General features: G+C 59.8%; 21 protein-coding genes and 1 rRNA gene. 8 read left to right on the top strand and 14 right to left on the bottom strand.

Annotated features, from left to right (window positions below; translation table 11 throughout):
- Nucleotides 1–64: 64 nt before the first annotated feature.
- The 7 genes from pheT to map form a co-directional block, all read right to left on the bottom strand.
- On the bottom strand, nt 65–1,750 hold the full coding sequence (pheT, locus tag ACZ42Y_RS07225) for a phenylalanine--tRNA ligase subunit beta (protein ID WP_058370632.1): 1,686 nt from the start codon (nt 1,748–1,750) through the stop codon (nt 65–67).
- Nucleotides 1,731–3,227 (bottom strand): phenylalanine--tRNA ligase subunit alpha, encoded by a 1,497-nt coding sequence (gene pheS, locus ACZ42Y_RS07220; protein ID WP_464735377.1) that lies wholly within the window; start codon nt 3,225–3,227, stop codon nt 1,731–1,733. The genes pheT and pheS overlap by 20 nt, the downstream gene beginning before the upstream one ends.
- 82 nt (nt 3,228–3,309) lie before the next feature.
- On the bottom strand, nt 3,310–3,999 hold the full coding sequence (locus tag ACZ42Y_RS07215) for a metal-dependent hydrolase (protein WP_058370634.1): 690 nt from the start codon (nt 3,997–3,999) through the stop codon (nt 3,310–3,312).
- 169 nt (nt 4,000–4,168) lie between these two features.
- Nucleotides 4,169–4,288: ribosomal RNA gene (gene rrf, locus ACZ42Y_RS07210) — 5S ribosomal RNA — on the bottom strand.
- Between the two features lie 53 nt (nt 4,289–4,341).
- Nucleotides 4,342–4,644, bottom strand: a complete 303-nt coding sequence (locus tag ACZ42Y_RS07205; RefSeq protein ID WP_464735376.1) for a hypothetical protein — start codon at nt 4,642–4,644, stop codon at nt 4,342–4,344.
- A 26-nt stretch (nt 4,645–4,670) separates the two neighbouring features.
- Nucleotides 4,671–5,819, bottom strand: coding sequence for a DUF1512 domain-containing protein (locus ACZ42Y_RS07200; RefSeq protein WP_070807819.1), 1,149 nt, complete (start codon nt 5,817–5,819; stop codon nt 4,671–4,673).
- A gap of 85 nt (nt 5,820–5,904) precedes the next feature.
- A complete protein-coding gene (gene map, locus ACZ42Y_RS07195) occupies nt 5,905–6,810 on the bottom strand; it encodes a type II methionyl aminopeptidase (RefSeq protein WP_464735794.1) in 906 nt (301 codons plus the stop codon).
- Between the two features lie 507 nt (nt 6,811–7,317).
- Here map and ACZ42Y_RS07190 point away from each other — a divergent pair.
- Nucleotides 7,318–7,965: a hypothetical protein gene (locus tag ACZ42Y_RS07190; protein ID WP_058370638.1), complete on the top strand. Its 648-nt coding sequence runs from the start codon at nt 7,318–7,320 to the stop codon at nt 7,963–7,965.
- A gap of 683 nt (nt 7,966–8,648) precedes the next feature.
- On the opposite strand, the gene ACZ42Y_RS07185 is transcribed toward ACZ42Y_RS07190, so the two are convergent.
- The gene (locus ACZ42Y_RS07185; protein WP_058370639.1) at nt 8,649–9,260 is read right to left on the bottom strand and encodes an HD domain-containing protein; all 612 of its coding nucleotides are present in this window, start codon (nt 9,258–9,260) and stop codon (nt 8,649–8,651) included.
- Nucleotides 9,261–9,553: 293 nt separating this feature from the next.
- Entirely contained in the window at nt 9,554–12,085 is a 2,532-nt protein-coding gene (locus ACZ42Y_RS07180) for a valine--tRNA ligase (protein WP_058370640.1), read from the bottom strand.
- A 310-nt stretch (nt 12,086–12,395) separates the two neighbouring features.
- On the opposite strand from ACZ42Y_RS07180, the gene ACZ42Y_RS07175 reads away from it, so the two are divergent.
- The 4 genes from ACZ42Y_RS07175 to ACZ42Y_RS07160 all read left to right on the top strand — a co-directional run bounded on the left by ACZ42Y_RS07175 (nt 12,396) and on the right by ACZ42Y_RS07160 (nt 15,131).
- A complete protein-coding gene (locus ACZ42Y_RS07175; RefSeq protein ID WP_058370641.1) occupies nt 12,396–12,584 on the top strand; it encodes a chromatin protein Cren7 in 189 nt (62 codons plus the stop codon).
- Between the two features lie 182 nt (nt 12,585–12,766).
- Nucleotides 12,767–13,723, top strand: a complete 957-nt coding sequence (gene mvk, locus ACZ42Y_RS07170) for a mevalonate kinase (protein ID WP_070807888.1) — start codon at nt 12,767–12,769, stop codon at nt 13,721–13,723.
- A gap of 102 nt (nt 13,724–13,825) precedes the next feature.
- Entirely contained in the window at nt 13,826–14,596 is a 771-nt protein-coding gene (locus tag ACZ42Y_RS07165; protein ID WP_058370643.1) for a hypothetical protein, read from the top strand.
- A gap of 88 nt (nt 14,597–14,684) precedes the next feature.
- Complete coding sequence (locus tag ACZ42Y_RS07160; protein ID WP_058370644.1) at nt 14,685–15,131, top strand: NUDIX hydrolase; 447 nt, start codon at nt 14,685–14,687, stop codon at nt 15,129–15,131.
- 783 nt (nt 15,132–15,914) lie between these two features.
- Here the strand turns inward: ACZ42Y_RS07160 and ACZ42Y_RS07155 are convergent.
- Nucleotides 15,915–16,235 (bottom strand): 50S ribosomal protein L35ae, encoded by a 321-nt coding sequence (locus ACZ42Y_RS07155; protein WP_058370645.1) that lies wholly within the window; start codon nt 16,233–16,235, stop codon nt 15,915–15,917.
- 89 nt (nt 16,236–16,324) lie between these two features.
- Here ACZ42Y_RS07155 and ACZ42Y_RS07150 point away from each other — a divergent pair, with 89 nt between their 5' ends.
- Nucleotides 16,325–17,677 (top strand): acetyl ornithine aminotransferase family protein, encoded by a 1,353-nt coding sequence (locus tag ACZ42Y_RS07150; RefSeq protein WP_058370646.1) that lies wholly within the window; start codon nt 16,325–16,327, stop codon nt 17,675–17,677.
- 65 nt (nt 17,678–17,742) lie between these two features.
- Here the strand turns inward: ACZ42Y_RS07150 and ACZ42Y_RS07145 are convergent, their stop codons facing one another.
- Complete coding sequence (locus tag ACZ42Y_RS07145) at nt 17,743–18,528, bottom strand: DUF2192 domain-containing protein (protein WP_464735375.1); 786 nt, start codon at nt 18,526–18,528, stop codon at nt 17,743–17,745.
- Nucleotides 18,512–18,766, bottom strand: a complete 255-nt coding sequence (locus tag ACZ42Y_RS07140) for a hypothetical protein (protein WP_058370648.1) — start codon at nt 18,764–18,766, stop codon at nt 18,512–18,514. The genes ACZ42Y_RS07145 and ACZ42Y_RS07140 overlap by 17 nt, the downstream gene beginning before the upstream one ends.
- A gap of 225 nt (nt 18,767–18,991) precedes the next feature.
- On the opposite strand from ACZ42Y_RS07140, the gene ACZ42Y_RS07135 reads away from it, so the two are divergent.
- Nucleotides 18,992–19,324 (top strand): hypothetical protein, encoded by a 333-nt coding sequence (locus tag ACZ42Y_RS07135; protein WP_058370649.1) that lies wholly within the window; start codon nt 18,992–18,994, stop codon nt 19,322–19,324.
- Here ACZ42Y_RS07135 and ACZ42Y_RS07130 read toward each other — a convergent pair.
- A complete protein-coding gene (locus ACZ42Y_RS07130) occupies nt 19,321–20,178 on the bottom strand; it encodes a hypothetical protein (RefSeq protein ID WP_168371257.1) in 858 nt (285 codons plus the stop codon). The genes ACZ42Y_RS07135 and ACZ42Y_RS07130 overlap by 4 nt on opposite strands.
- On the opposite strand from ACZ42Y_RS07130, the gene ACZ42Y_RS07125 reads away from it, so the two are divergent.
- Entirely contained in the window at nt 20,152–20,607 is a 456-nt protein-coding gene (locus ACZ42Y_RS07125) for a TrmH family RNA methyltransferase (RefSeq protein WP_058370651.1), read from the top strand. The two genes, ACZ42Y_RS07130 and ACZ42Y_RS07125, sit on opposite strands and share 27 nt — an antisense overlap.
- Here ACZ42Y_RS07125 and folE read toward each other — a convergent pair.
- On the bottom strand, nt 20,588–21,151 hold the full coding sequence (gene folE, locus ACZ42Y_RS07120; protein ID WP_083494593.1) for a GTP cyclohydrolase I FolE: 564 nt from the start codon (nt 21,149–21,151) through the stop codon (nt 20,588–20,590). The genes ACZ42Y_RS07125 and folE overlap by 20 nt on opposite strands.
- Between the last annotated feature and the right edge of the window lie 103 nt (nt 21,152–21,254).

Here is a 21,254-nt window from a genome sequence, read left to right as displayed (position 1 = left end):
CCCCGTCACCCCCGTCTAGAAGAGCCCGAGCGAGGCCCCCACGCGGGGGCTATGAGCCCGGGTGTTAGGGGCGGGGGACAGCGGCGCCCGGCCCGCCTGGCTCGGCTAGCCCCGTGTAGTCTAGCTCCGCGACAGCTACGGGGTATACTATGCCGAGCTTCTCCAGCACCTCCGGCCTAACCTCCCCCATGACCCCGTATACACCGTCACGGCTACGCAGCTCCGCCGCCCGGCCCTCTATGAGTAGGGGGTGGCTCGTAGGCCTCACCTCAGCTATCTCATCGCCCAGGAGCCTTAGGAGGCTGTAGACGACCGCCTGGATATCCTCGTAGCCGGCCTTCTCAGCCATGTAGAGCAGGGCTAGCCGACGCCGGTGCTCCACCCTCCTCTCCGGGTCCCCGCCGCCAGCCAGGAGCACCTCGCCGGCCTCGAACACGCGGAGGGGCACAGCGTGCTGGTTGGCGGCCGCGGCGCGTAGCAGCTGGGGGAGGAGGGAGGCCCGGTAGCAGCCGCTCCCCTCTCCTACAGGGTTCTCGATGACCACCAGCCTCGACTGGTCCACGGCCGCTAGCTCTACCTGGTCCCTGCAGCTCGTGAGGCTGTAGGAGTACATCTCCACAAAGCCGTGGCCCACCAGTATGAGCCGTGCCTCCCTCTCCCAGGCCCTTACGGGGAGCAGCTGGCCCCGGAGCATGAGCCTCGGCTTCACGGGGGCGAGCCGGTCGAGGCCTATGGCGAGCGCTATCTCCTCCACCAGGTCCACGGGGTGGAGTATGTCCACCCTGTAGCGGGGCACACTAGCCATGACGCGGCTCTCGTCGAGCACCGTGGCGCCGAACCTCATCCTTCTAAGCGCCTCGGCGGCCTCCTCCGCACCCATCTCCACGCCTATAATCCTCGAGGCGTAGCGGACCTCGAGCTCCATACGGGAGGGCTCTAGCCGTGGCTCGCTGAGCCTGCCCCAGGGGGCGTGTACCTCCACTAGGCCTATTCTCCGGCTCCTACTCCTCTCGGCGAGGTTCGCAGCCAATATGGATAACACGTCCAGCACCGGCTTCAGCTCAGTGCCAGTAACATCTATGAACAGGTGCCTTGTTCCAGGCTCCACTTTCGTCAAGTCAGCGTTTATCACCGGGGGTGCGCTTATCACCTCGCCGCCGGAGTAGAGGACCGGGTGCCTACCGTCCACCAGCGATATTGAGCCGTACTCTCTCCCCTGGCTGGTCTCTGAGAGGACCTCCTTGAGCGTCATCACCTTGTCGCGGTGAAGTGGCCGAAACCTCACCTCGCCGACGCCTGCCAGCTCGTAGCGAAGGCTCCTGGACGGCAGCTTATCCAGGTCATGTATGCCGATGGCAACCCTTCTGCGGCGGCCACCGTGGCTTACATGCAGCTTCTCCTGGAACTGTATAAGCTCCTCCAGGAAGTCCTCGTCCACGTTGACGTCCCATATGACGGCCCCGGCTATGTAGGGCCTGGAGGAGACCTCCCCGGCTTCTATGCGGTAGCCGCTCTCCACCACCGTGTACCGTGGGAGCCCGGTCTCTACACCGAGGAGCCCCTTGGCCTGCCTAGCTATGCCTTCTAGGCTGTACATGTCAGGCCTATCTACCTCTATCTCTGCCTCAACGTAGCCCTGCTCGTCGACCTCAACCCCTATCTTGAGCTTCTCCATAACCTCTAGTGCCTTCTCGAGGCTTACGCCGAAAACCTCCTCCACCCTGCCAGGTTTAAACCGGAGCACCGGCATAGAGACGCCACCTTGAGGGTATTGTTGAGAGGAAGCGCGCGTCGCTGCTATAGAGCTGTCTTATGTCGCTGAGCCCGTAGAGGGCCATGGCCAGCCTCTCTATCCCCATACCCCAGGCAGCTACCGGGTAGTCAATACCCAGGGCAGCGAGCATCTCGGGGCGGAAGAGGCCGGCTCCAAGTACCTCCAGCCATTGGCTGCCGACGCGCACGTAGCCCTCCAGAGAGGGCTCGGTGAAGGGGAAGTAGGCTGGCCGGAACCTGTACTCCCTGAGCCCTAGCCTCTCCAGCAGCTCCCCCAGCATGCCCATTAGCCAGCGGAGGCTTACCCCATCCTCGCTAGCTATCCCGTCCACCTGGTGGAACTCGGGCAGGTGGTGCGGGTCCACCGTCTCCACCCGGTAGACCCTGCCTATCGAGAAGAAGCGGAAGGGGGGCCGGGGCCTCTGGGCGAGCACGCGGGCCGAGACGGCCGTGGTGTGGCTCCGGAGTATCAGCCTCGCCGCGCGGGATGGGTCCCAGCGGTAGCCCCAGCCACGGCTCCCCGCGAGGCCCTCCTCGTGGGCCCTCCTAACCATCTCAGCGAGCTCTCGGGGCGGCTCTCCCTCCCTGGGCTGGCGCAGGTAGAACGTGTCCGTCGGGGAGCGGGCCGGGTGGTACTGTGGCTGGAAGAGCACGTCATAGTTCCAGAACTCCAGCTCCACCGGCGGCTCCTCGACCTCCACGAAGCCGAGCTCCTTCATGACATCGCGTATATGCTCTATGAGCTGGCGGAAGAAGTGGAGGCGGCCCGGGTAGAGGCGCGGCGGCTCGGCGGCGACGTTGTAGCGGCGCAGCCTAACCCTACGCCACTCGCCCGTCTCGAGCATCCGGCGTGTTAGCGCACCCACCTCCACCTCTACCCTGCCGAGCAGCTTCTCCGGCGGCTCCTCCAGGGTGATAAACGTCGCCTTCTCCTTCACCGGCTCGACCAGCCTGCGGCGGCGGAGCATCCTGAGGTCATCGCCGGAGACGCGCTCACCCCGGCTAAGCCTCTCCAGGAGACGACGCTCCTCAGCAACCAGAGGCGGCTCGGCGGCGAGGACTATCTCACCAGACTCGACGCGTACCCAACCCTTCCGGGAGGCGTTAGCCATAGCTATGCCGAACTCACCGCCCAGCAGCCTCCTGGCCTCCTCTACAGGCATTCTCCCCCCGTGCTCTGCTAGGAGGCGGGCCAGCCTCTCCTCCGGGAAGCCCTCGCGGAGGTACCTCTCAGCCTCCTCGGTTAGCCTATAGCGCTCAGAGACACGCTCCTCCAGCTGCAGGAGCCCCTTCTCCGCCAGGAGCCTTGCCAGAGCCTCCACCTGGCTGCGGTCGAGGCCGGTAAGCCTCGCCAGAGCCTCCGTGGTGTAGGGCTTCCCCGGCTCAACCCTGCCTACAAGCCGCTCTAGAAGCCGGTACTCAGACTCTGAAACGGGTATCCTCGCTCCCAACACAAGGGGCCCGGGACGCCAAGCCCAGGGCCAACTAGGGGTTAAAAACTGGAAGCAGGGCCTGGCCCTAGGCCCTCCAAGCGCTCTAGAACCGGTAGTACTCGCCGGGCTTCAGCACCACCACCTTGGTTTCCAGCCCCCTCTCCGCGACATACTTTGCGAACTCCTGTGGATCCGCCTCTATAACAGGAAACGTGTTATAGTGCATAGGTATGGCTACACGCGGCCTAAGCAGCTCGACAGCCTTAGCGGCCTGATACACATCCATGGTGAAGTGCCCGCCGATTGGCAGCAGAGCTATATCCGGCCGGTAGAGCTCGCCTATGAACTGCATCTCGGCAAACAGCCCTGTATCACCAGCGTGGAACACCGTGGCCTCCCTGCCCGACACTACAACGCTCGTAGGTGTCCCACGCCCGCAGCTGTGCGTCGCGGGGAAGAACATAACCTTTAGGCTGATGCCGGGCAGCTTCAGGGGCCCGCCTATATTAGCGCCAATTATCCTTCCACTCCTATCGCCCAGCTGCTCGGCCACGTAGTTAGCGAGCTCGTAGACCGCGGCGAACTTTGCATCGGGGTTTAGCTTAAGCAGCTCCAGCGCGTCACCCAGATGGTCTGCATGGTCGTGGGTAACTATTATCAAGTCAATCTTACCCTTGTACTCCTTGACGCCCACTGGCGACATAGGATTGGTCAGCCAGGGATCGATAAGTAGGCGGTAACCATCTATCTCGAGCTCGAAAGCCGAGTGACCAAGCCAGCGCACATACCCCATAACAGCCACCCCATCAATAGGCGGAGTGCATGCACCACCAGGAAAGCCAGGAAACCGGATCCCTAGGTATAAGCGCTTCCCAGGAGCCCTTCAACCCTTGAGGAGCCGCTAGGGGCTGCGCGGCCACAGGATGAGCGAGAATGAGGGGGATCAACCACACGAGGCGGCCCGATCCCGGCTTGGGGGCGCTGCGGGGCCTCGCGGACCCCACAGCATCCCCCAACGCGGCCGGCTTAACTTCCGGGTTCGACATGAGTCCGGGTGTTGCCCGGCCGCTATGGCCGGGTCGGGCCATGCAACAGTGGGGCTCCTCCTGAGCTATTTAAGTCTTACGCAGCCCAGCTATCCCCACAGGATCTTATTCGAGATAGGCTCGGCCTTCTCCTCATAAATCGCCTCTATGACCATCTTACCACCGCATGCAGGGCACTCCTCGTCCACAATCTTACCAACGTAGTCTCCTTCACGGAACCCTCTCTTCACAACACCGTCGCAGGATAGGCAGCGGAGAACGGTAACTATGCGCCTGCCGGCCTCACGGCGCCTCCTCACAGTAGCTATGGACATGTAGGCTACGACAGCCGCCGCGGTGAGCAGCAGCGCTACATAGCCTAGGGCTAGAGGCTCATTCACCCAGGCGGCCAATGGAGGTCCACCCCCGGGGGTAAGAGCTACTGGGCCACACCCAGTGTGTTGCCAACACCTACAACTATCACTGTGTCGCCGGGCCGCGTAGCCTCGAGTATCAGCTGCTTTACCCGCTCTACAGCCTTCTCGACACCATCCACAACCTCCTTCTTTATAGCCGTTATAGCCTCCTCGAGACCCATCTTTATAGCTATGGCGTAGAGCGGGGCCCCATGGGCTACAGCTATACGCTCTATACGTATCTTCTCGGGCCCCGGATCGCCCATCGCAACCCCAGTGCCCTCAGCTATGGAGCCCGTCTCCTCCCCCTCGAGCTTTAGAGCGGCATCCACAGTTATTATGGCGGCAACGTTGCCCTGAAGCTCCTCGCTCACAATCTTCTCTACAGCCTCCCCTGGCCTCCCCACGGTGCTCCCCGGGCCGCGGGCCTTCACGATCACTACCCTCCGGTCCTCATACCTATGCACGCTGTAAACAGTGTCCTTGGTCACCTCGCGCGGCTCCGATTCCACCTCAAGCATTCTCATCAGCTTATAGGCCGCAAGCGGGCCGGCTGCATCGCCTATAGGCACACCCTTACTCACAACACCTACTGCATCATAGTAAGCCTTAGCTATCCTCATGTAGAGGGGGAGCAGCATCCACAGCTGCGCTACGAGCATCGCATTTCTAGTCTTCACGCCCAGGAGTAGTATATGGCGTAGGTACTTGTAGAGCATGTTTAGCGCATTAGCTATCACTAGCAGGGTTGCAACATTCTTCTTCTCGGCATCGTCAACCTCTCGTGGCAGGCTGCGGGAGATGACCTCCTCTATCCGCTCCTCCTCCGTGCGCAGTATTCTCTCAAGCCTCTTGGTTATATCCGTGGGCTCTATGGATACAGGCTCTATAACAAAGTAGTCCATAACAGTGTTCAGCACCGCATCGGGATCCTTGGACCCCAGCTTCTCAAGCTTCTTACGCGCCTCTTCACGAGCCTTGTCCCGGTAGCCGGCGAGTATCCTTAGCCTCGACTCTATCTGGCTCCTCCATATCCTCAGCTGCAGGCCCTGAGCGGCCCCGAAGAACGCCATTATCGAGAGCACCGTTGAGATAAGTATGCTTATTGCTATTATCCAGGTGGCTATGTCCGATGAAGAGCCGGTCAAGGCTGCTGCGGCAGCCCCGGGCATGCCAATACTCCCTCATATATACCTACACGCGGGAGACGCTGTTTCCCTCACACAGCTCCTAGCCCCTATATAGTGTAAAGCGGGGTCAACTGGTCGTAACTATTACCTCCCCGTCATCGGTTATCACTATGGTGTGCTCGAACTGTGCCACAATACCCTTAGCCTTCTCTATCAGTATGGGGTATCTAACGAGAAAGCCCATACGAGACAGCTTCCTGAGACTCCTACGCAGCTTCTCGATGTCGGGTTCGACGTCGGCTAGCCATCTCTCGCTAAACGGCAGGGTTTTGAATCTATCGCGTATAGCTGCAAGTACCTTCTTACTTACATTATCGAGTCTACGCCGGAGCCCAGTACGCACGAGGGCGTAGATAGCCACTATGTCTCCCTCGTACACGAGGCCGGAGCCGTTGGTGCCGAAAGGCTCTATGGCGTACGCCTTTCCGGCAGAGAAGCGGCCGCGCGTCATAGGGTCATAGGCGTTGGGTATGCTCTCGCCCGCGTGTATAGTGTAGCGCGCAAGACTATGGCCCCCCAGGTTAACTATGGGTTTGAACCCCCTACTCCTGATAGTATTCTCTATGACCCGGCCTATCTCCGCGAAGCGTACCCCGGGCTTTACTGCATCGAGGGCCTTTGAGAGAGCCTCCTGCACCGCCTCCAGGAGGGGGTTCCACCTGTCGTCAAGCGCAACGGTCACTGCAGTATCAGCTATGTAGCCGTCCACGTGGACTCCCACATCCAGCTTGACGACAGCGTTCTCCGGTATGGTTGACTCGTCCCCCACCAGCGGAGAATAGTGGGCGGCTACCTCGTTCACAGATATGTTGCAGGGGAACGCTGGGGCTGCGCCGAGCTCGCGGGTCCTCCTCTCAACATGCTCGCAGACGTCTATCAGTCTGCGGCCAGCCTCTATCAGCTTAGCGCCCTCGTCCCTAACAATCTTGGCTATACGCCCGGCTTCAATATACTTCTTCAAGGCCTCCTCCATCACTTCCAATGCACCCGGACCGGCATCCTACGCTCTATGCCCTAATTTAGCAAATGTCCCGCATAGCGGCACACGGCCGACGCAGAAGGGGCTGCGGCTCAGAGATGCGGGGTACTACACTCACCGCCCCCAGGGGCCCCTGCCCCGGGAGGGCTCGTTCCGTGGTCCATTCTTCACAGCCAGGCTGGGAGAGGGCCCCAGCGGAGCCCCCGGCAGCCCTCTCCGGCGCCCGGTATCCCAGCCCGAACTTAACCCTGTCAGGCATTCCTCTGGATAATGATGCTACCAGGCCGGGCCTTCCCCCTAAGCCTGACAGGCTAAACTGCACAGGATTGAGGGGAGGCCTCCTACGTGCTACCACGGCCAGAGCCGGGGCTTGAGGGCCTCCCAGGCTTCCTGTACAGCCTAGCACGCCGGCACCGCTTCAGTAGGCGCTCCATACAGATGCTGCTATACATGGGCTCTCCGGGGAAGACAGCCTGAGGAGAGAGCGCTGAGGAGATCAGGATGAAGGCGAGGGAGAGGAGGGCCAGGGCGCTGGCCGAGGCCAACGAGGTGCTACTACCACTCCTAGGGGGAGCCCGTGCTCTGGTGAGAGTGCTAGAGGCTGCAGGTAGAAGCCCGGCCAGGCCGGTATCGCTGCACAGCTCCGGTGATAAGAGGCTTCACGCACTTATCCTTGAGCTGCCCGGCTCGAGCCCCCTCGTGGTGGCGGTGTACTCGTCGACACAGGAGTCCAGGCCCACCTCGCCCCAGCAGCTCGCCAAGAGAATGAAGAGGCTTGCCGGCTTCGTGGCGAGGCTGCGGGGAAGGTACTTCAACGCAGCGGACGTGGCCTACATCTACATATCCCCAAGGGGGCTCACTAGAGGGGCTAGGAGGCTAGCCATAGGCCTCAAGACATTTTTCGCCCAGAGCGGCAGGGAGGCTAGGCAGAAGCTAGCAAAGTTCCTCGCAACCCGCTACTACAAGCTCCTAGCGAGTCTCCGCGGGAAACGAGTCTGGGGTCCCGTCCCGCTTCTCCTATACGCCCTCTCCATCCTAGCTCAGCGGCTCGGGGCTCACGTCGAGCCAGTCTCGGCCGCTCGAGCTATCGAGCTGAGCACACGGGGAGGCTTCATAAATGCTATAGCTCCCTCGCAACCCTTAGGCTGACCCAGCCCCAGGCTTTCAGCCCCGCTTCTCCCAGACCGGCACTCCTCATAGTCCTGTAACCTGCATGATCCCCGGTTTATTTGAAGGGGCTAGCAGAGAGTAGAATTAGACCCCAGCACGCGTCATAGCAGTATAGTTATTCTCATACACTATAACCCACACAACAATATGCAATGTGTATCCTTAAGCATAGCTAGATGCGAAGTATCTAGCTAGGGTCAACGTGTTCTATAGCAGCCAGCCCATACCGGGTTGCGAGGTTCATGCTGCCTCGGGTGCCCCCCTACCCCAACCCGGAGAGGGCTACATCGCCTGACGCCACGTGCCACACCACTTATATCAACTAACCACGAGGTTACACAACGTAAATTAGGCAGCGTATTACATAACATATAAAACAGATGGACAACCTATTGAAATACACTGCTCATGCATATTACCACATCGCTTCAGGACAGCTCCGGGAAGGCTGTACGTGCAGCCCAACTTCGCCTGATCCCAGCAACACGGCATGAGAACCTCCATGGCTAGTAGTAATTACAAGATTCTTCTTGCAGCTAGAGCTTTGAGAGCGACCCATGTTAGGCACGATAATACTTGACCTTTTTCTATAATAACATTTAAAACAATTTATTTTATAAATGTACATTATTGGGTGGCTATGCGGCAGCCGTGCCCACGGGCTACATGGTCTCCGCGATGCTACATGCCTCTTTTCCGGATTTTACCACGTCTCGTATTAGAGGTTCTAGCACAGCCATCTCACCATATTCATGTATGAGCTTCTCTATGCTCTTGGCGGATGAGCATGCTATCTCCGCGACATCGGTGAAGCCCTGGCTCATATATCTCAGGCTCTGCAGGAGCGTTGATAGGGTTTCAGCTAGCTTGGCTACGTGTGCCTCTAAGCTCTTCTGCTCCACATACTCCATCATCAGCTTGTATACTACACTATCGTTGCCGAGCAGCTCGCTGGCTACTTTCAGCTCAAGCTTCTCCTTCCTCTCCTTTCCTATGGCGTCGACGGTCAGCTTCACTATATCGCCCACAACGGACTCTGAGAGGTCATGTACGGCCGATATAGCTGCCGCGTAGAAGGGATCCACCTTCACCCCGTGCTGGCTCATGTAGTCGGCTAGGACTAGCGCTAGCACTGTCGCCTCGGACATGTGTTCTGCAATGCTCTCGGCTATGGCAGCGTGCACGCCCCTGAGCATCCAGCCGGTACGTGGTGTTGCCTTAAGGGCTGCCAGCATGCGGTCGAGCCTGCGGAGCCCCTCGCGGCTCAGGGACATCGCATGGATCCCTCCCTTGGATCCCGGGGGTTCGATGCAGAAAGAATGCTATAATCCAGCTCCCGGTGGGATGCACGAGAAGCCTTCCTGACCCAGGGGCTCTAGGCCCCTCTCCTCGGCCTGCTGGGGGCGGCGCTAAAAGCCCAAGGGTATATTGAAGGCCGGGAGACCCGGGGTCACTGCACCGCCCGCCGGCGGCCTCTTCCCCCGGGCGTCGCGGCTCCAGGCTCCCCAGGCTCTCCTAAGGGGTTAAAGTAGCATCTTGAAAGGAGGGTCAGGCGAAATCCGATACATCACCGGTTCAGCTGCTCGGCTCCAGTCATCCCCCCTCTCTGGGCGCCAGTGCCTCCTCGGAGCCCGGCTATGTAGGCTCCCTCTGTCAGCTTCTCCGCCGTCTCGGGCGGCTCGCCTACAACGGTCTCGATACGGTGCATGTACTCCAGGTCCTTGGCGAAGGGCTCCATCTCCTTGCTCAGGTATAGCTTGTAGCCCTCGACCTTCTGGGACAGCTTGTAGCCGTGGCTGCGCTTCCAGGTCCATAGCGCGCTATTCAGCTGGAGCACTTTGTCGAGCATCTTCGCGTATGCTGTGTCCCATTCGGGGTTGGGCTCGGGGAACTTCTGCCGGTGAACCGAGTCTCCGTAGAGCCTGCGGTAGAGCGCGTCGGTTATGAAGGGGAGTATAGGTGCTAGCATTCTCAGCAAGGCGTCCAGTATAGTGTGGAGTGTGAACCAGGCCCCCCTCTGTTCCTCCTCGCTGAACTCGCCCTCCCTATTGTAAGCCCTCGTCTTCACTAGCTCCAGATAGTGGGCCGCGAATATGTTCCAGGTGAAGTTATAGAGCTCGTTAACCGGCTGGTGCACGTCCAGCTCCTCGCCGTAGTAGTGGTCTACTCTCCTTATCAGGTTGTTGAGGGCCCCGAGGAACACTAGGTCGATAGGCCTCAGCCTGTAGCCGTCCGTGGGCCTCGGGAAGCTGGATACGAACCTGGCGATGTTCCATAGCTTTGTGAGGAAGAGCTTACCGGTCTTAAGCGTCTGCTCGCTGAACCGGTAGTCGTCTCCCAGCCTGGCGGCCGCTGCGGCCCAGAACCTGAACGGCTCGGCACCGTAGGCCTCTATATAGGGCTCCGGGTCTATCACGTTCCCCAGGCTCTTGTGCATAGCCCTGCCCTTAGGGTCGAGCCCCATGCCGGTTACGCGTACCCAGCGGAACGCCGGCTTGCCGAGCAGCTGGTAGACGCGGAGCACGCTGAAGTAGAGCCATGTCCTTATTATGTCGACTCCCTGAGGCCTCAGGGTGTATGGTAGCTCCTCGTCCCGGGAGAAGACCCGCTCGAACAGCTTGAGGTTCCTCATGTAGCCGGAAGCATAGAGCACGCTTATGCTCGAGTCGAACCATGTATCGAACACCCTGGTCTCGCCTTCTAGCTCGCTTCGTGGGGCCCCGCAGCGTGGGCAGCGCTCCCACGGCGGCTCCTCTAGCCAGGGGCGGTAGTAGCGGCCAGGCTCTGGGACGAGCTTTGCTCCACACCGACGGCAGGTCCAGATGGGGATCTCGGTGCCATAGTACCTTGTGCGGGATATGGGCCAATCCATCTTCAGGCTGTCTATCCAGTCCAGTAGCTTCTGCCGGTGCTTCTCCGGCTTAAAGTGCATCTTCTTGACTATCTCGCGCAGCTTGTCCTGGAACTCGAGCTGCTTTAGGAAGTACTCGCGCACATGTACTATCTCGACGGGGGTTTTGCAGCGCCAGCATACGGGGACGCTGTGGCGTATCAGCTCCTTCTTCGCTATGAGGCCCCTCTTCTCCAGCTCCTCCACCATGCGGCGCCTGGCTTCGCGTACGGGCAGGCCTTTGAGGAACCCTGCCTTCTCGTTCATTGTGCCGTCCTGGTTTATTATCACCTTGGGCTCCAGCCCGAGGTCCTTTATCATCTGGACGTCTGTCCAGTCGCCATAGCTGCTCACCATCACAAGCCCGGTGCCGAAGTCGGGCTTGGCGGCTGGGTGCTCGAGTATAGGCACCTCGTACTCGTAGATAGGTACAATTGCGTGGAGCCCCTTTAGCCTCTTGTAGCGCTCATCCTCGGGGTTGTATACCACCGCCCGCGCTGCGCCTATCAGCTCGGGCCTCGTCGTGGCTATCAGTATCTCCTCCCCGGTCTCCTTTACCCTCCACTTTACGTAGTAGAGGTAGGAGTCCTCCTCGCGGTGCTCTATCTCAGCCTCGCTGAGCGAGGTGCGGCATCGGGGACACCAGTTGACCGGCCTCTCGTCCTCGTAGATGAGCCCCCTCCTCCAGAGCTCTATGAAGGTGGCTTGGGTGATTCTGCGGTACTCAGGGCTGTCGGTGCCGTTCCTTATGTAGGTGAAGCTGCAGCCCAGCCCTCTCCATATCCTCACGAGCTCTTCCTCAACCCTGTCAAGCTCTTGGCTGCAGAGCTCTAGGAACTTCTTACGACCCTCCTTGGTCTTGGCCATCTCGTGTGCTAGAATGTTATACTTCTTCTCGATTGTAACCTCTACCGGTAGTCCATTACGGTCGGCATACCAGGGCACGAACACGTTCCAGCCCTTCATACGGAAGTAGCGTGCAATCATGTCTATCTGAGCGTAGTGCGCCGCCCCGCCCACATGCCACTTGCCGCTAGGATAGGGCGGTGGGGTGTCGATTACCAGCACGGGTCCCTCACGGTCCGGGTCGAATTCGTAGAGACGCTCCTCGCTCCACTTCTCTAGGAGCTCCTTCTCCAGCTCCTTGCTCCATCGCTTCTCCTTTATCCTAGGTAGGAAGCTCTGCCCAGACGAAGGCTTGGCACCCACGCTGCCGCACCTCAAGGCGTCCTGGGTAAAAGAGGGCTCGCCGCTGCTGGAGGCTTTAGTAATAAACTCCCGCTGGCCTCTCTGCGTGCGTTACCGGGCCTGCCGGTCCCGCCTAGCACTGGGCTGGTGATAATACTGGGCTGGCTCTATTCCGGAGCGCTGTGCCCAGGCTCCCCGGTAATACAAATGTATTCCTAGTGCGTGCCGGAGGGGTAGGAAACTCCTCTAGCGGCCCCCAAAGTAAAGCCTATAAAAGAGTGGAAGAGCACTCTACTACCGGAGTAAGGGGAGTTAGTGGGGGTGTTTGTGCTTGGCGTGTGAGAAGGCTGTGAGGGTTCGTGACCCCACGACCGGCAAGGAGGCGGAGCTGGTGCCGATCAAGGTGTGGCAGCTAGCCCCCAGGGGGAGGAAGGGAGTAAAGATAGGCCTATTCAAGAGCCCCGAGACAGGCAAGTACTTCCGCGCCAAGGTCCCAGACGACTACCCGATATGCAGCTAGCACCAAGGCAGCGCTGGGGGTGGGGCCACTCCCGCGCTTTTTTCACTGCTGGGGTGCCTTCCCGGCTCCCCTCCTGGGTGGGCCCCAGCTGCGGGCCCCGCGAGGCCTGGGTATTAGAGTTTCTGTACCCTAATTGGGTACTCCCTGCTCCCCGGGCGCTGGAGGGGGGCAGGGTCTGGCTCTTGAGGTGCCGCGCCAGGGCTCCCGCGAAGGTCATACTCTTTGGCGAGCACTGGGTCGTCCATGGGGGTAGGGCGCTTGCCGCTGCGGTAGGGCTCTATTCCCGCGCGTACGCCGAGCCTGCTGATGATGGTGTGGTGGTGGAGTCCGTCAATCTCGGGGTCCGTGAAGACGTCTTGCACGGCTGCCAGGTCTTCTGTAGCCTTAGGAAGGCGTTCGAGTACATATCGAGCGCCAGGTCTAGCGGCAGGCTGTGGCCCGCCAGGCTCATCATAGACTCTGAGATACCGGTGGGCGCGGGGCTGGGGAGCAGTGCAGCGGTAGCGGTCTCTGCCTCAGCGGCTTACGCGTGCGTAGCCGGCCTCGAGGTGGCACCGGAGCTTGTCTCACGCGCGGCTTTTGAGAGCGAGAAGCTGGTCCATGGGAACCCTAGCGGGGTCGACAACACGGTATCCTCGTACGGCGGGTTCCTTCTCTATAGGCGTGGCGAGACGCCTATGCCGCTGGATTTCGGCGGACTTGGCGACGTGGTTGTAGTAGTCATAGACACCGGGGTGAAGCGCTCCACGGCGAGAGCTGTTAGATTATTCACGGAGAGGCTTCATAGGCTTGGGGGGCTGGGCCGAGAGCTGCTCGAGGTGGCTGAGGGGATTATTGATGAGGCTCTGCGCGCGCTTCGCCGTGGAGACGCGGCGGGCCTAGGCCTCCTCATGGATGTGGCGCACGGGCTCCTGAACGCCATGGGGGTCTCGCATGTTGAGCTGGAGAAGGCTGTGCAGGCCGCCAGGGCTAGCGGCGCTCTAGGCGCTAAGCTCACGGGAGCAGGCATGGGCGGATCAGCCATAGCTCTTGTGGAGAGGGAGAAGGCTCCAAGGGTTTCGGAGAAGCTGAGGGAGCTAGGCCTACGAGTCTACGAGGCCGCCCTCGGCGCTCGAGGGGTCAGCGTGGAGCATGGCTAGCCCAGGGCCCGGCGGAAGTATTGTAGTGCTACTACAGTGTTACTAGCCCGCCCGTTTCTAGCTTACAGTCAATGCTAAAGCGCCTCGCACTGGGGGGCAGACGTGCTAGGGACACTGGATGACAGGCTCGTCATCTACACCGGTATAATACTGACCGCCACGGGGGCGTCCCGCTGCATAGAGCTTGAGGCCTATGCGTCGCTTACCCTGCTTCCACGGGTGGCGAGCCTCGGAGTAGCGGTGGCGGTAGAGGTGCCCGTGGTAGCGCAGGCATGCGGCATGGGGATGGTAGGGGTGGTTGAGGACGTCGAGGCCAGGGTGTGGGGCCGCGGCCTATACTACTCCAGCCCCCTGCTCGGGGGCCTGCTCAGCCGCGTAGTAATGGATGCCTACGCGGGGGAGGGGAAGCTGCCGGTGGAGAGGCTCCGCAGCCCAGCCGCGGGGACGGAGACCCTGATATCATCCCTGGAGGGCAGCACGGCGGTGCTAGGCACTGCAGTGATGCCGTTATACGACCTATCCGGGCTCTGGGCAGTCGTGGTGAGACTGGAGAAGCCGCTGGAGAGGAGGCTGGCCGAGGCAGTCTACACGAATATAGGAGCACTAGAGAAGGCCGCCTACGACACCCTGGATAACCCAGTAGACATGATAGACTCTATCAGCGAGAGGCTGGCAAAGCTGACCGGCTCACGGAGGCTCCAGCGCCTCCGCGAAAGGCTGCTGAAGCAGGGTGCCATAGCCGTGGGATTGGATATACATGGTAGCCATTTGATAGTGGTGGCTGAGGACGCGGAGACCGCTTACACGATCTCAGCCCTCAACCGCGAGCTGGGAGACAGAGTTGAAGCCCCCATAGCCGTGCCCACGGCCTAGGGCCGGTTCTACATAGGGGCCAAGGCGCCCGCTCCACGTAAACTAATATTCAAGCAGCCTTAATCGTTCTTAAGGCCGGGGCCCGCTGATGCTGTTCAGGGTCACAGCCCGCTGCATAATCCTGCAAGACGGCCTCCTCCTGGTCCAGCTGAGCAAGAAAGGCGATTTCTACCGTCTACCAGGCGGGCGTGTACGGCCAGAGGAGACGGTGCTTCAAGGTCTTCAGCGGGAGCTCATGGAGGAGCTCGGTATACCGAAGATAGGTGACGCGCGCCTCGCATTCATAGTAGAGTCTTTCTACCGCCGCCGCAGCGGGATAGTGCACGAGCTGGGCTTCTACTTCCTCTGCAAGAGCCCCATAGGCCCTAATGTAAAGCCTAGGGAGGACCACCTAAAACTACGCTGGATAAAACCAGAAGAACTCAACGCCAAGAACTTCAAGCCCTCCGCGCTAGCCAGCTACCTCCGCAAGCTAGACGGGGCCAGGGAGCTCCAGCCCAGGTACATCATAAACGTGGATGTGGGCCAGGTATAGCCGAGCCCTCTCCACGCCCCGGCCACCACCCCTGTTATCACAATGGGCACAGAGTATGCGGGCCAGCCATGGCGCGGCGGACACTGCGCCCAGTATCTACACGCCTATGGCCTAGACCTGGAAAACACGAGGTATTTATTTAGAGTTACTCACCATATGTATTGGGCTGCTGGTGGCCACAAGCTTGTCGATGGAAATGGTCAATTCCCTTTAGGAAGTGCGATGGGGGCGCGGAGAAGACGGACTACATAACGACTTAAAATACATATGTCGTACATAGGCGGGTTAGCAGAAAATCAACGATCATTCTGCAAGATCTAAGCTCTTCTTTGCCGCGGCACATGACCTAAGCCAGGAGCTGGGCCTTAGCAATGTTCCACATATACTATTTCCCCAACAGAGATTTCATGCACCATAATTTGCTTGAATAACGTATCCTAAGCGGCATCGTAGAGCCCCTGAGGGAGAGAGGAGGTTAGCGTCCAATTAGACATTGACAAGTTCGTTGTTGTCCCTAAGAAGAATATACTATACTGCTCTATGCAACCTTACAGTAGTTACCGGTGGACTCTTCGACCTCTACCGGGTCCACGTTACAACGAAGGATCCTAACAAGAAGAGCCATAGATCGTTTGAAAGAGATTATCAGTGGTTTTGAGCGGCTCGTCCAGGCTATATAGGGTGGAGAGCATAGTGCGCCGGACATACGGGCAGCGGGATCCTGTCGTTGGAGTGCTCCTAGATCTTCTAAACCCTGTGCAGTATCCTCTTTCTCTTCCCTCTCTACTTCTTCTGCTCCTCGAACACTAGCTCGACGCCCCGCGGGTAGATGTAGACGTTGCCCCCTCTCGCCTGGCCCGGCAGGTTTGGCTTAAACACGGCTATAACTACGCCCTTGTTCCCGTGGACACGTACTATCTTTCCACGGTACTCGTTACCCTTGTTGTCGCGGTAGAGGACGCGCCAGCCGATGAGCTGCGCGGCTTTCCTGGAGTCGTTTACCCCGTCAACCCTTATCAGCACCTGGTTCTCGTACTGGGTGTTTGAGCCAAGCCTATAGCCTATGACTAACCCTGTATAGACCTTCGCGGCCTCTCCGCTCAACCTTGTTGCCCCGGGCAGCACCGGTGAAGCCGGCCCTGGGTCTTTAAAGCTGATAGCAGTGCCAAAGCGGCTGGGGGTATAGGGGCGCTTTGACCGGCAAGCTCAAGGAACCCCGTATAGTGGTGGAGCCCCCCGGGCCCAGGGCTCGAGAAGTTATTGAGAAGGATAGGATGTATCTTATGCAGAGCTTTGCCAGGTGGTACCCGCTTGTTGTTGACCGTGCCGAGGACTACGTAGTGTATGATGTTGACGGTAACGCCTATATAGATCTTAATGCTGGCATAGCTGTGCTCAATGTAGGCTCTACCAACCCTGCAGTAGTCGAGGCCGCCGCCTCTCAGTTGAGGCGCTTCACCCACTACAGCCTCACAGACTTCTACTATGAGGTGGCAGTACGGCTCGCGGAGAAGCTGGTAGGGATAGCGCCAGTGGAGAAGCCCGCCAAGGTGTTCTTCACCAATAGCGGCGCGGAGAGCATTGAGGCCGCTTTGAAGGCCTCCAGGTACTCGACCGGGAGGCAGTACATAGTAGCCTTCCTCGGGGCATTCCACGGCAGAACCATGGGCGCCCTCTCGCTCACGGCCAGCAAGCCGGTCCAGCGTCTCGGCTTCTCACCCCTCCTCCCCAGCGTGGTCCATGTGCCCTACCCCTATCCCTACCGCTGCCCTTTCGCGGCGGAGGAGCCCGGAGAGTGCGGAGAGATGGCTCTAGGCTTCGTAGAGGAGTGGGTGCTGGGTAAGCTGGTGGATCCCAGTGAGGTAGCTGCATTCGTGTTCGAGCCTATACAGGGCGAGGGTGGATACATAGTGCCTCCCGACAATTTCCTTCCAGGCCTCGAGAAGCTCGCCCGGCGCCACGGCATTCTACTGGTCGCGGACGAAGTGCAGACAGGGTTCTGCAGGACCGGTAGGAGATTCGCGGTGGAACACTGGGGAGTGAAGCCCGATATAGTGGCGCTCGCCAAGGCGATCGCGGGCGGCCTCCCGCTCGGAGCGGTGGTGGGGAGCGATAAGGCAATGACTATAAGGCCCGGCGGCCATGCTACAACCTTCGGAGGGAACCCTGTCTCCTCGGCCGCAGCCATAGCAGCCATAGACTATATGGAGAGGGAGAGGCTCTGCGACCGCGCAGCGAGACTGGGGGAGAAGACGCTTAAGAGGCTCAAGGAGGCCATGGACGAGACCAGTATGATAGGTGATGTCCGCGGCAAAGGCCTTATGATAGGCGTGGAGCTGGTTAAGAGCCGCGAGACTAAGGAGCCGGCTTCCCGGGAGCTTGCAGAGGTACTGATGAGGCTGTTCAAGCGCGGCTACCTGGTGATAGGGGCCGGCGTGTCGACTATACGTATATCCCCGCCGCTCACAATAGATGAGGAGGCCTTGATGAACGCTGTAGAGGCTATAATCGAGGAGGTAAAGAGGCTGGAGCGAGAGCGTGACTAGGGACCGGGCCCTGGGAGGCGTGATGAGGCTTACAAGGGGCCTAGCCCCGTCGCCGGGGTGATGGGCTATGAACCCGCGGCTGACCTCCGTCTAGCCTTCCCTCTAGCCTTCCCCTCCTTCTCCTCCATGCTCAGTATCCTGGCAAGCCTTCTCCTCGGTACTTCGAACACTGTGGAGGCTATGAACGCTATGTACTCGTCGTCAGGCATGATCTTGTCCAGTCCGATTCTCGCGGCCAGGGCCTGTTTGAAAGCCTCCTTCTCTATGCGGGAGCGTATAAGCCTGGCAGCTATGGCCTGCGCCACCCGGAGGGCTATGAAGTAGCGGGCGTATTTTCTCACGGTGCGCTCGTGCTCCGGGAACACTTTTACAAGCTTATGCAGCAGCTCTATGATAGTGTTCTCGCTCGCGAAACCCATTATTATTGTTGTGGCCACGATCCTTAGCATCCTGGCTACAGTGTTATCGTTTATGCTCCCACCGAGCATGAAGAGTGCTAGCTTCCTCGCCTCCTCCGGCGGCTTCTCCCTTATCAGCTCTGATGCCTCCTCGAGGGTCTCCTCGTAGCTGAATAGCTTGTGGAACAACTCCGGGTTCTCCTCGTTGAGGGCCAGCGCATACTTCGCTATAACGTAGAGGGTGGCCATCTCCTTGTCCCAGATATCCTCCGGCCATGCCTTGCCGCGGATTGGCTGCACCGCCCTCTCCTTGTAGACCTCCTCGAGGAGCTTGACGGCCTTTCTGCGGTCGGATGTGCCCTCCTGTAGGAGCCTGGAGAGAACCTCCATAGCCGCGTCTATCCTCTGCTTGTGCGTCTCTCTGGCTCTCCGGGGCTCAATGCTCTCCAACACCTAGCACCCTTTCAGCTATTGTCCTAAGGGCTATGGCCAGGCCCTCGGGCTTCCCGAAAGCCCTTACCCTCCCATCACGGTGTACTATTAGCTTAACCACTCCGCCGCCAACCCTCACGTAGAGTATCTGCTTGCCCCTCTTCTGCACTATCCGGAGCACCTCTGCGTCCCGCCAGCGCTCCCTAATCCTCTTAACGAGCTTCACGAGTGTATCGGCGGTAAGCCAGCGCGCAGACACTTCAACCCCCTCGAAGGCCTGGTTACCGGCCTCGCCTATGCCCGAGCATCATCACGCGGCCTCAGCTCTGCGTGAGCCGCTCACCGGCCGCCTTTAGTGAGGAGCGGCTAGCCCCGCTGGCTCCAGGCGGCACGTCTACATCTACCCCCGGGTGAGGCTAATAGGCTGACCGGGTCCCTCCACGGGGGCTCGCGCCAGCCCGGGGGTGCCTCGGCCACGGCCCCTATGCTCTGGCGCAGGGGTAGCCGCGACGTGAGCCTCCCAGAAGCCGCCGCTATCTATAGGGCTAGGTGCGCCACGGGCCCGTGCTACATAATAGCCTTTGTCCTTGACGGCAGGCCGGTGGTGGCCATAGCCCCGGCCCAGCCTACGCCTCTCTGCATAGGCCTTGAAGCAGGCCTGCTGCGGGTAGTGAAAGCCATACTCAGCGACCTAGGCGTCGAGACCCCCTATATCACGGCCTGCCGGGTGGCCAGTAGCCTCGTTGGCGGAAGCCTGCGGGAGACCCTTGAGAGCATTAGGGAGGCCGGCTTGATCATATCGCTGGAACGTGGCTAGAGCTGTGGGAAGGCCTCTCCGGGCGGCTCCTCGCTCCCGCCCGCGCAGAGCCCCGGGGCGCTGCAGGCCACACGTCTATACACATCCACTACTATACGGTAGGCGAGGCCGCCATGGTCGCGTATCTCTACATTCTCCCCGTCGAACAAGACCTCTACCCGGCCGGCCTCCCGGAGACCCCTGGTAGAGTAGGCGCGGAGCACTATACGCTGCCTAACCCTGCCCTCAACAACGTCTATATTCATTGTGGCCTCCTCGGGATCCAGCGCTATACCTTTGTTGATGTATACCCTGCGTAGCGTGTAGGCTACAACACTGGGCTCCAACACGGCGTAGTTGTCGAACACCTGGAGAGCCTCCAGCAGCTTCCGCGCTAGGTAGAGGCCGCTCCTCAAATCCCTCGAGAAGGCCCTAGAGTAGTCGGGCCTCCAGCTCCTCCTCCTTATGAAGAACTCATACACCAGCGTGACGGCCTCGTACGTGAGACTCGGCAGCCCCAGGCCGCGCACCCTTCGGGCCCCTCGGAAGGCGGAGGCGAAGGCACCCCCATAGTCTACTATCAACGTTCTAGGAGGCTCCATGCTCCAGGCAGGCTCGCCCCTGGCATCAACTATATAGATGGGCTCCTGCGGCTCAGAGGCAAGCTCCATCGATATATTGCTCTTGGCAACGCTTATTGGGAGTCTGGATTCGGTTACAAGCCGCAGCGGCAAGCGGCGGCCCATACCTATAACGGTGAGCTTCCAGCCGCGGGTCCCTAGGGCCGCGTACAGGGTGCGGGCTAGCACGGCCGCGTCGAATATGGATGGAGGGGTGGTGACCACGATATGAACCTCAGCGTCATCTTCTACCATCCTAAGAACCCCCAGAACTTACATGACGTGGCAGCTTTGGCCGCTTCGCTCCGCGCCAGACTCTACGTTGTGCCCCGGCCGGGCGTGGACTATAAGCTTGAGATGCTCCAGGGGAGGCTGCGCAGCCGCCTAGTAATGGTTGGTAGCCTGGCTGAGGCCGTGGATAGGATCGGTGATGCAAACTATATCGTGCTGGAGACGTATGGGAACAAGTACCTCCACGAGGTGAAGATGGAGGGGGATAGCATAGTGCTTGTAATAGGCGCCGAGGACTATGGGATACCCCCTAGCCTGCTGGAGGCCCTCAAAAGACCCGTTACCGTAGCTAAGATACCCACGGCTGTGCAAGGCATGAGCTATAATGTGGCTGCCTCCCTGGCTATGGCCCTCTATGAGGTGTATAGACGGCTTAGAGCGGGAAGCCCTTGAAGCGGTGGGGCGCTATTATCTCGTACACCTCCTGCTTCAGCGCAGGCTCCTTGGCAAAGGCGCCGCGGAGCGCTGCTACCACAGTCGGGGCCGGATTCCTAACTCCACGCATGGCCATGCAGAGGTGCACAGCCTCGGTGACCACCATTACATCAGGCGACCCTGTCGCCTTCTCCACCTCGGCGGCTATCTGCTGGGTCATCCTCTCCTGGATCTGCAGCCTCCGCGCATACTTGTTCACAATCCTCGCTATCTTGGAGAGCCCTACCACCCTGCCCCTGGGCAGATAGGCGACATGGGCAACGCCGAAGAAGGGCAGCATATGGTGCTCGCATAGGCTGTAGAAGCGTATCCCAGAGACCACGACTAAGTCGCTAGTCTCCGTGAACCATGCGTACTCCTCGTTGTTGTGGTATCCCTCCAGAAGCTCCTCGAACATATCCGCTACGCGGCGGGGCGTATCCCGGAGCCCCTCACGCTCTGGGTCCTCCCCGATAGCCTCGAGGATCATTCTCACAGCCTTCTCGATCTTAGCCTTATCTATCACGGCTCAACGCCCTCGCTCCCGCATCTCCAAGCGCGCGGCGGACAACACTCAAGCAGCTTTAAGTGGCTAGTCCAGCCACCATGCTGGCATATAGCAGGCG

Source organism: Pyrodictium brockii, from assembly GCF_055379715.1.
Note: the sequence above shows the minus strand (reverse complement) of the source record. Positions and strands in the feature narration are given on the sequence as shown.

Coding starts and splice junctions, on each gene's coding strand:
- pheT (WP_058370632.1), bottom strand. CDS start 1,750: ATGCCGGTGCTCCGGTTTAAACCTGGCAGGGTGGAGGAGGTTTTCGGC.
- ACZ42Y_RS07215 (WP_058370634.1), bottom strand. CDS start 3,999: ATGGGGTATGTGCGCTGGCTTGGTCACTCGGCTTTCGAGCTCGAGATA.
- ACZ42Y_RS07200 (WP_070807819.1), bottom strand. CDS start 5,819: ATGCCCGGGGCTGCCGCAGCAGCCTTGACCGGCTCTTCATCGGACATA.
- map (WP_464735794.1), bottom strand. CDS start 6,810: ATGGAGGAGGCCTTGAAGAAGTATATTGAAGCCGGGCGTATAGCCAAG.
- ACZ42Y_RS07190 (WP_058370638.1), top strand. CDS start 7,318: ATGAAGGCGAGGGAGAGGAGGGCCAGGGCGCTGGCCGAGGCCAACGAG.
- ACZ42Y_RS07185 (WP_058370639.1), bottom strand. CDS start 9,260: ATGTCCCTGAGCCGCGAGGGGCTCCGCAGGCTCGACCGCATGCTGGCA.
- ACZ42Y_RS07160 (WP_058370644.1), top strand. CDS start 14,685: ATGCTGTTCAGGGTCACAGCCCGCTGCATAATCCTGCAAGACGGCCTC.
- ACZ42Y_RS07135 (WP_058370649.1), top strand. CDS start 18,992: ATGCTCTGGCGCAGGGGTAGCCGCGACGTGAGCCTCCCAGAAGCCGCC.
- ACZ42Y_RS07125 (WP_058370651.1), top strand. CDS start 20,152: ATGAACCTCAGCGTCATCTTCTACCATCCTAAGAACCCCCAGAACTTA.
- ACZ42Y_RS07130 (WP_168371257.1), bottom strand. CDS start 20,178: ATGGTAGAAGATGACGCTGAGGTTCATATCGTGGTCACCACCCCTCCA.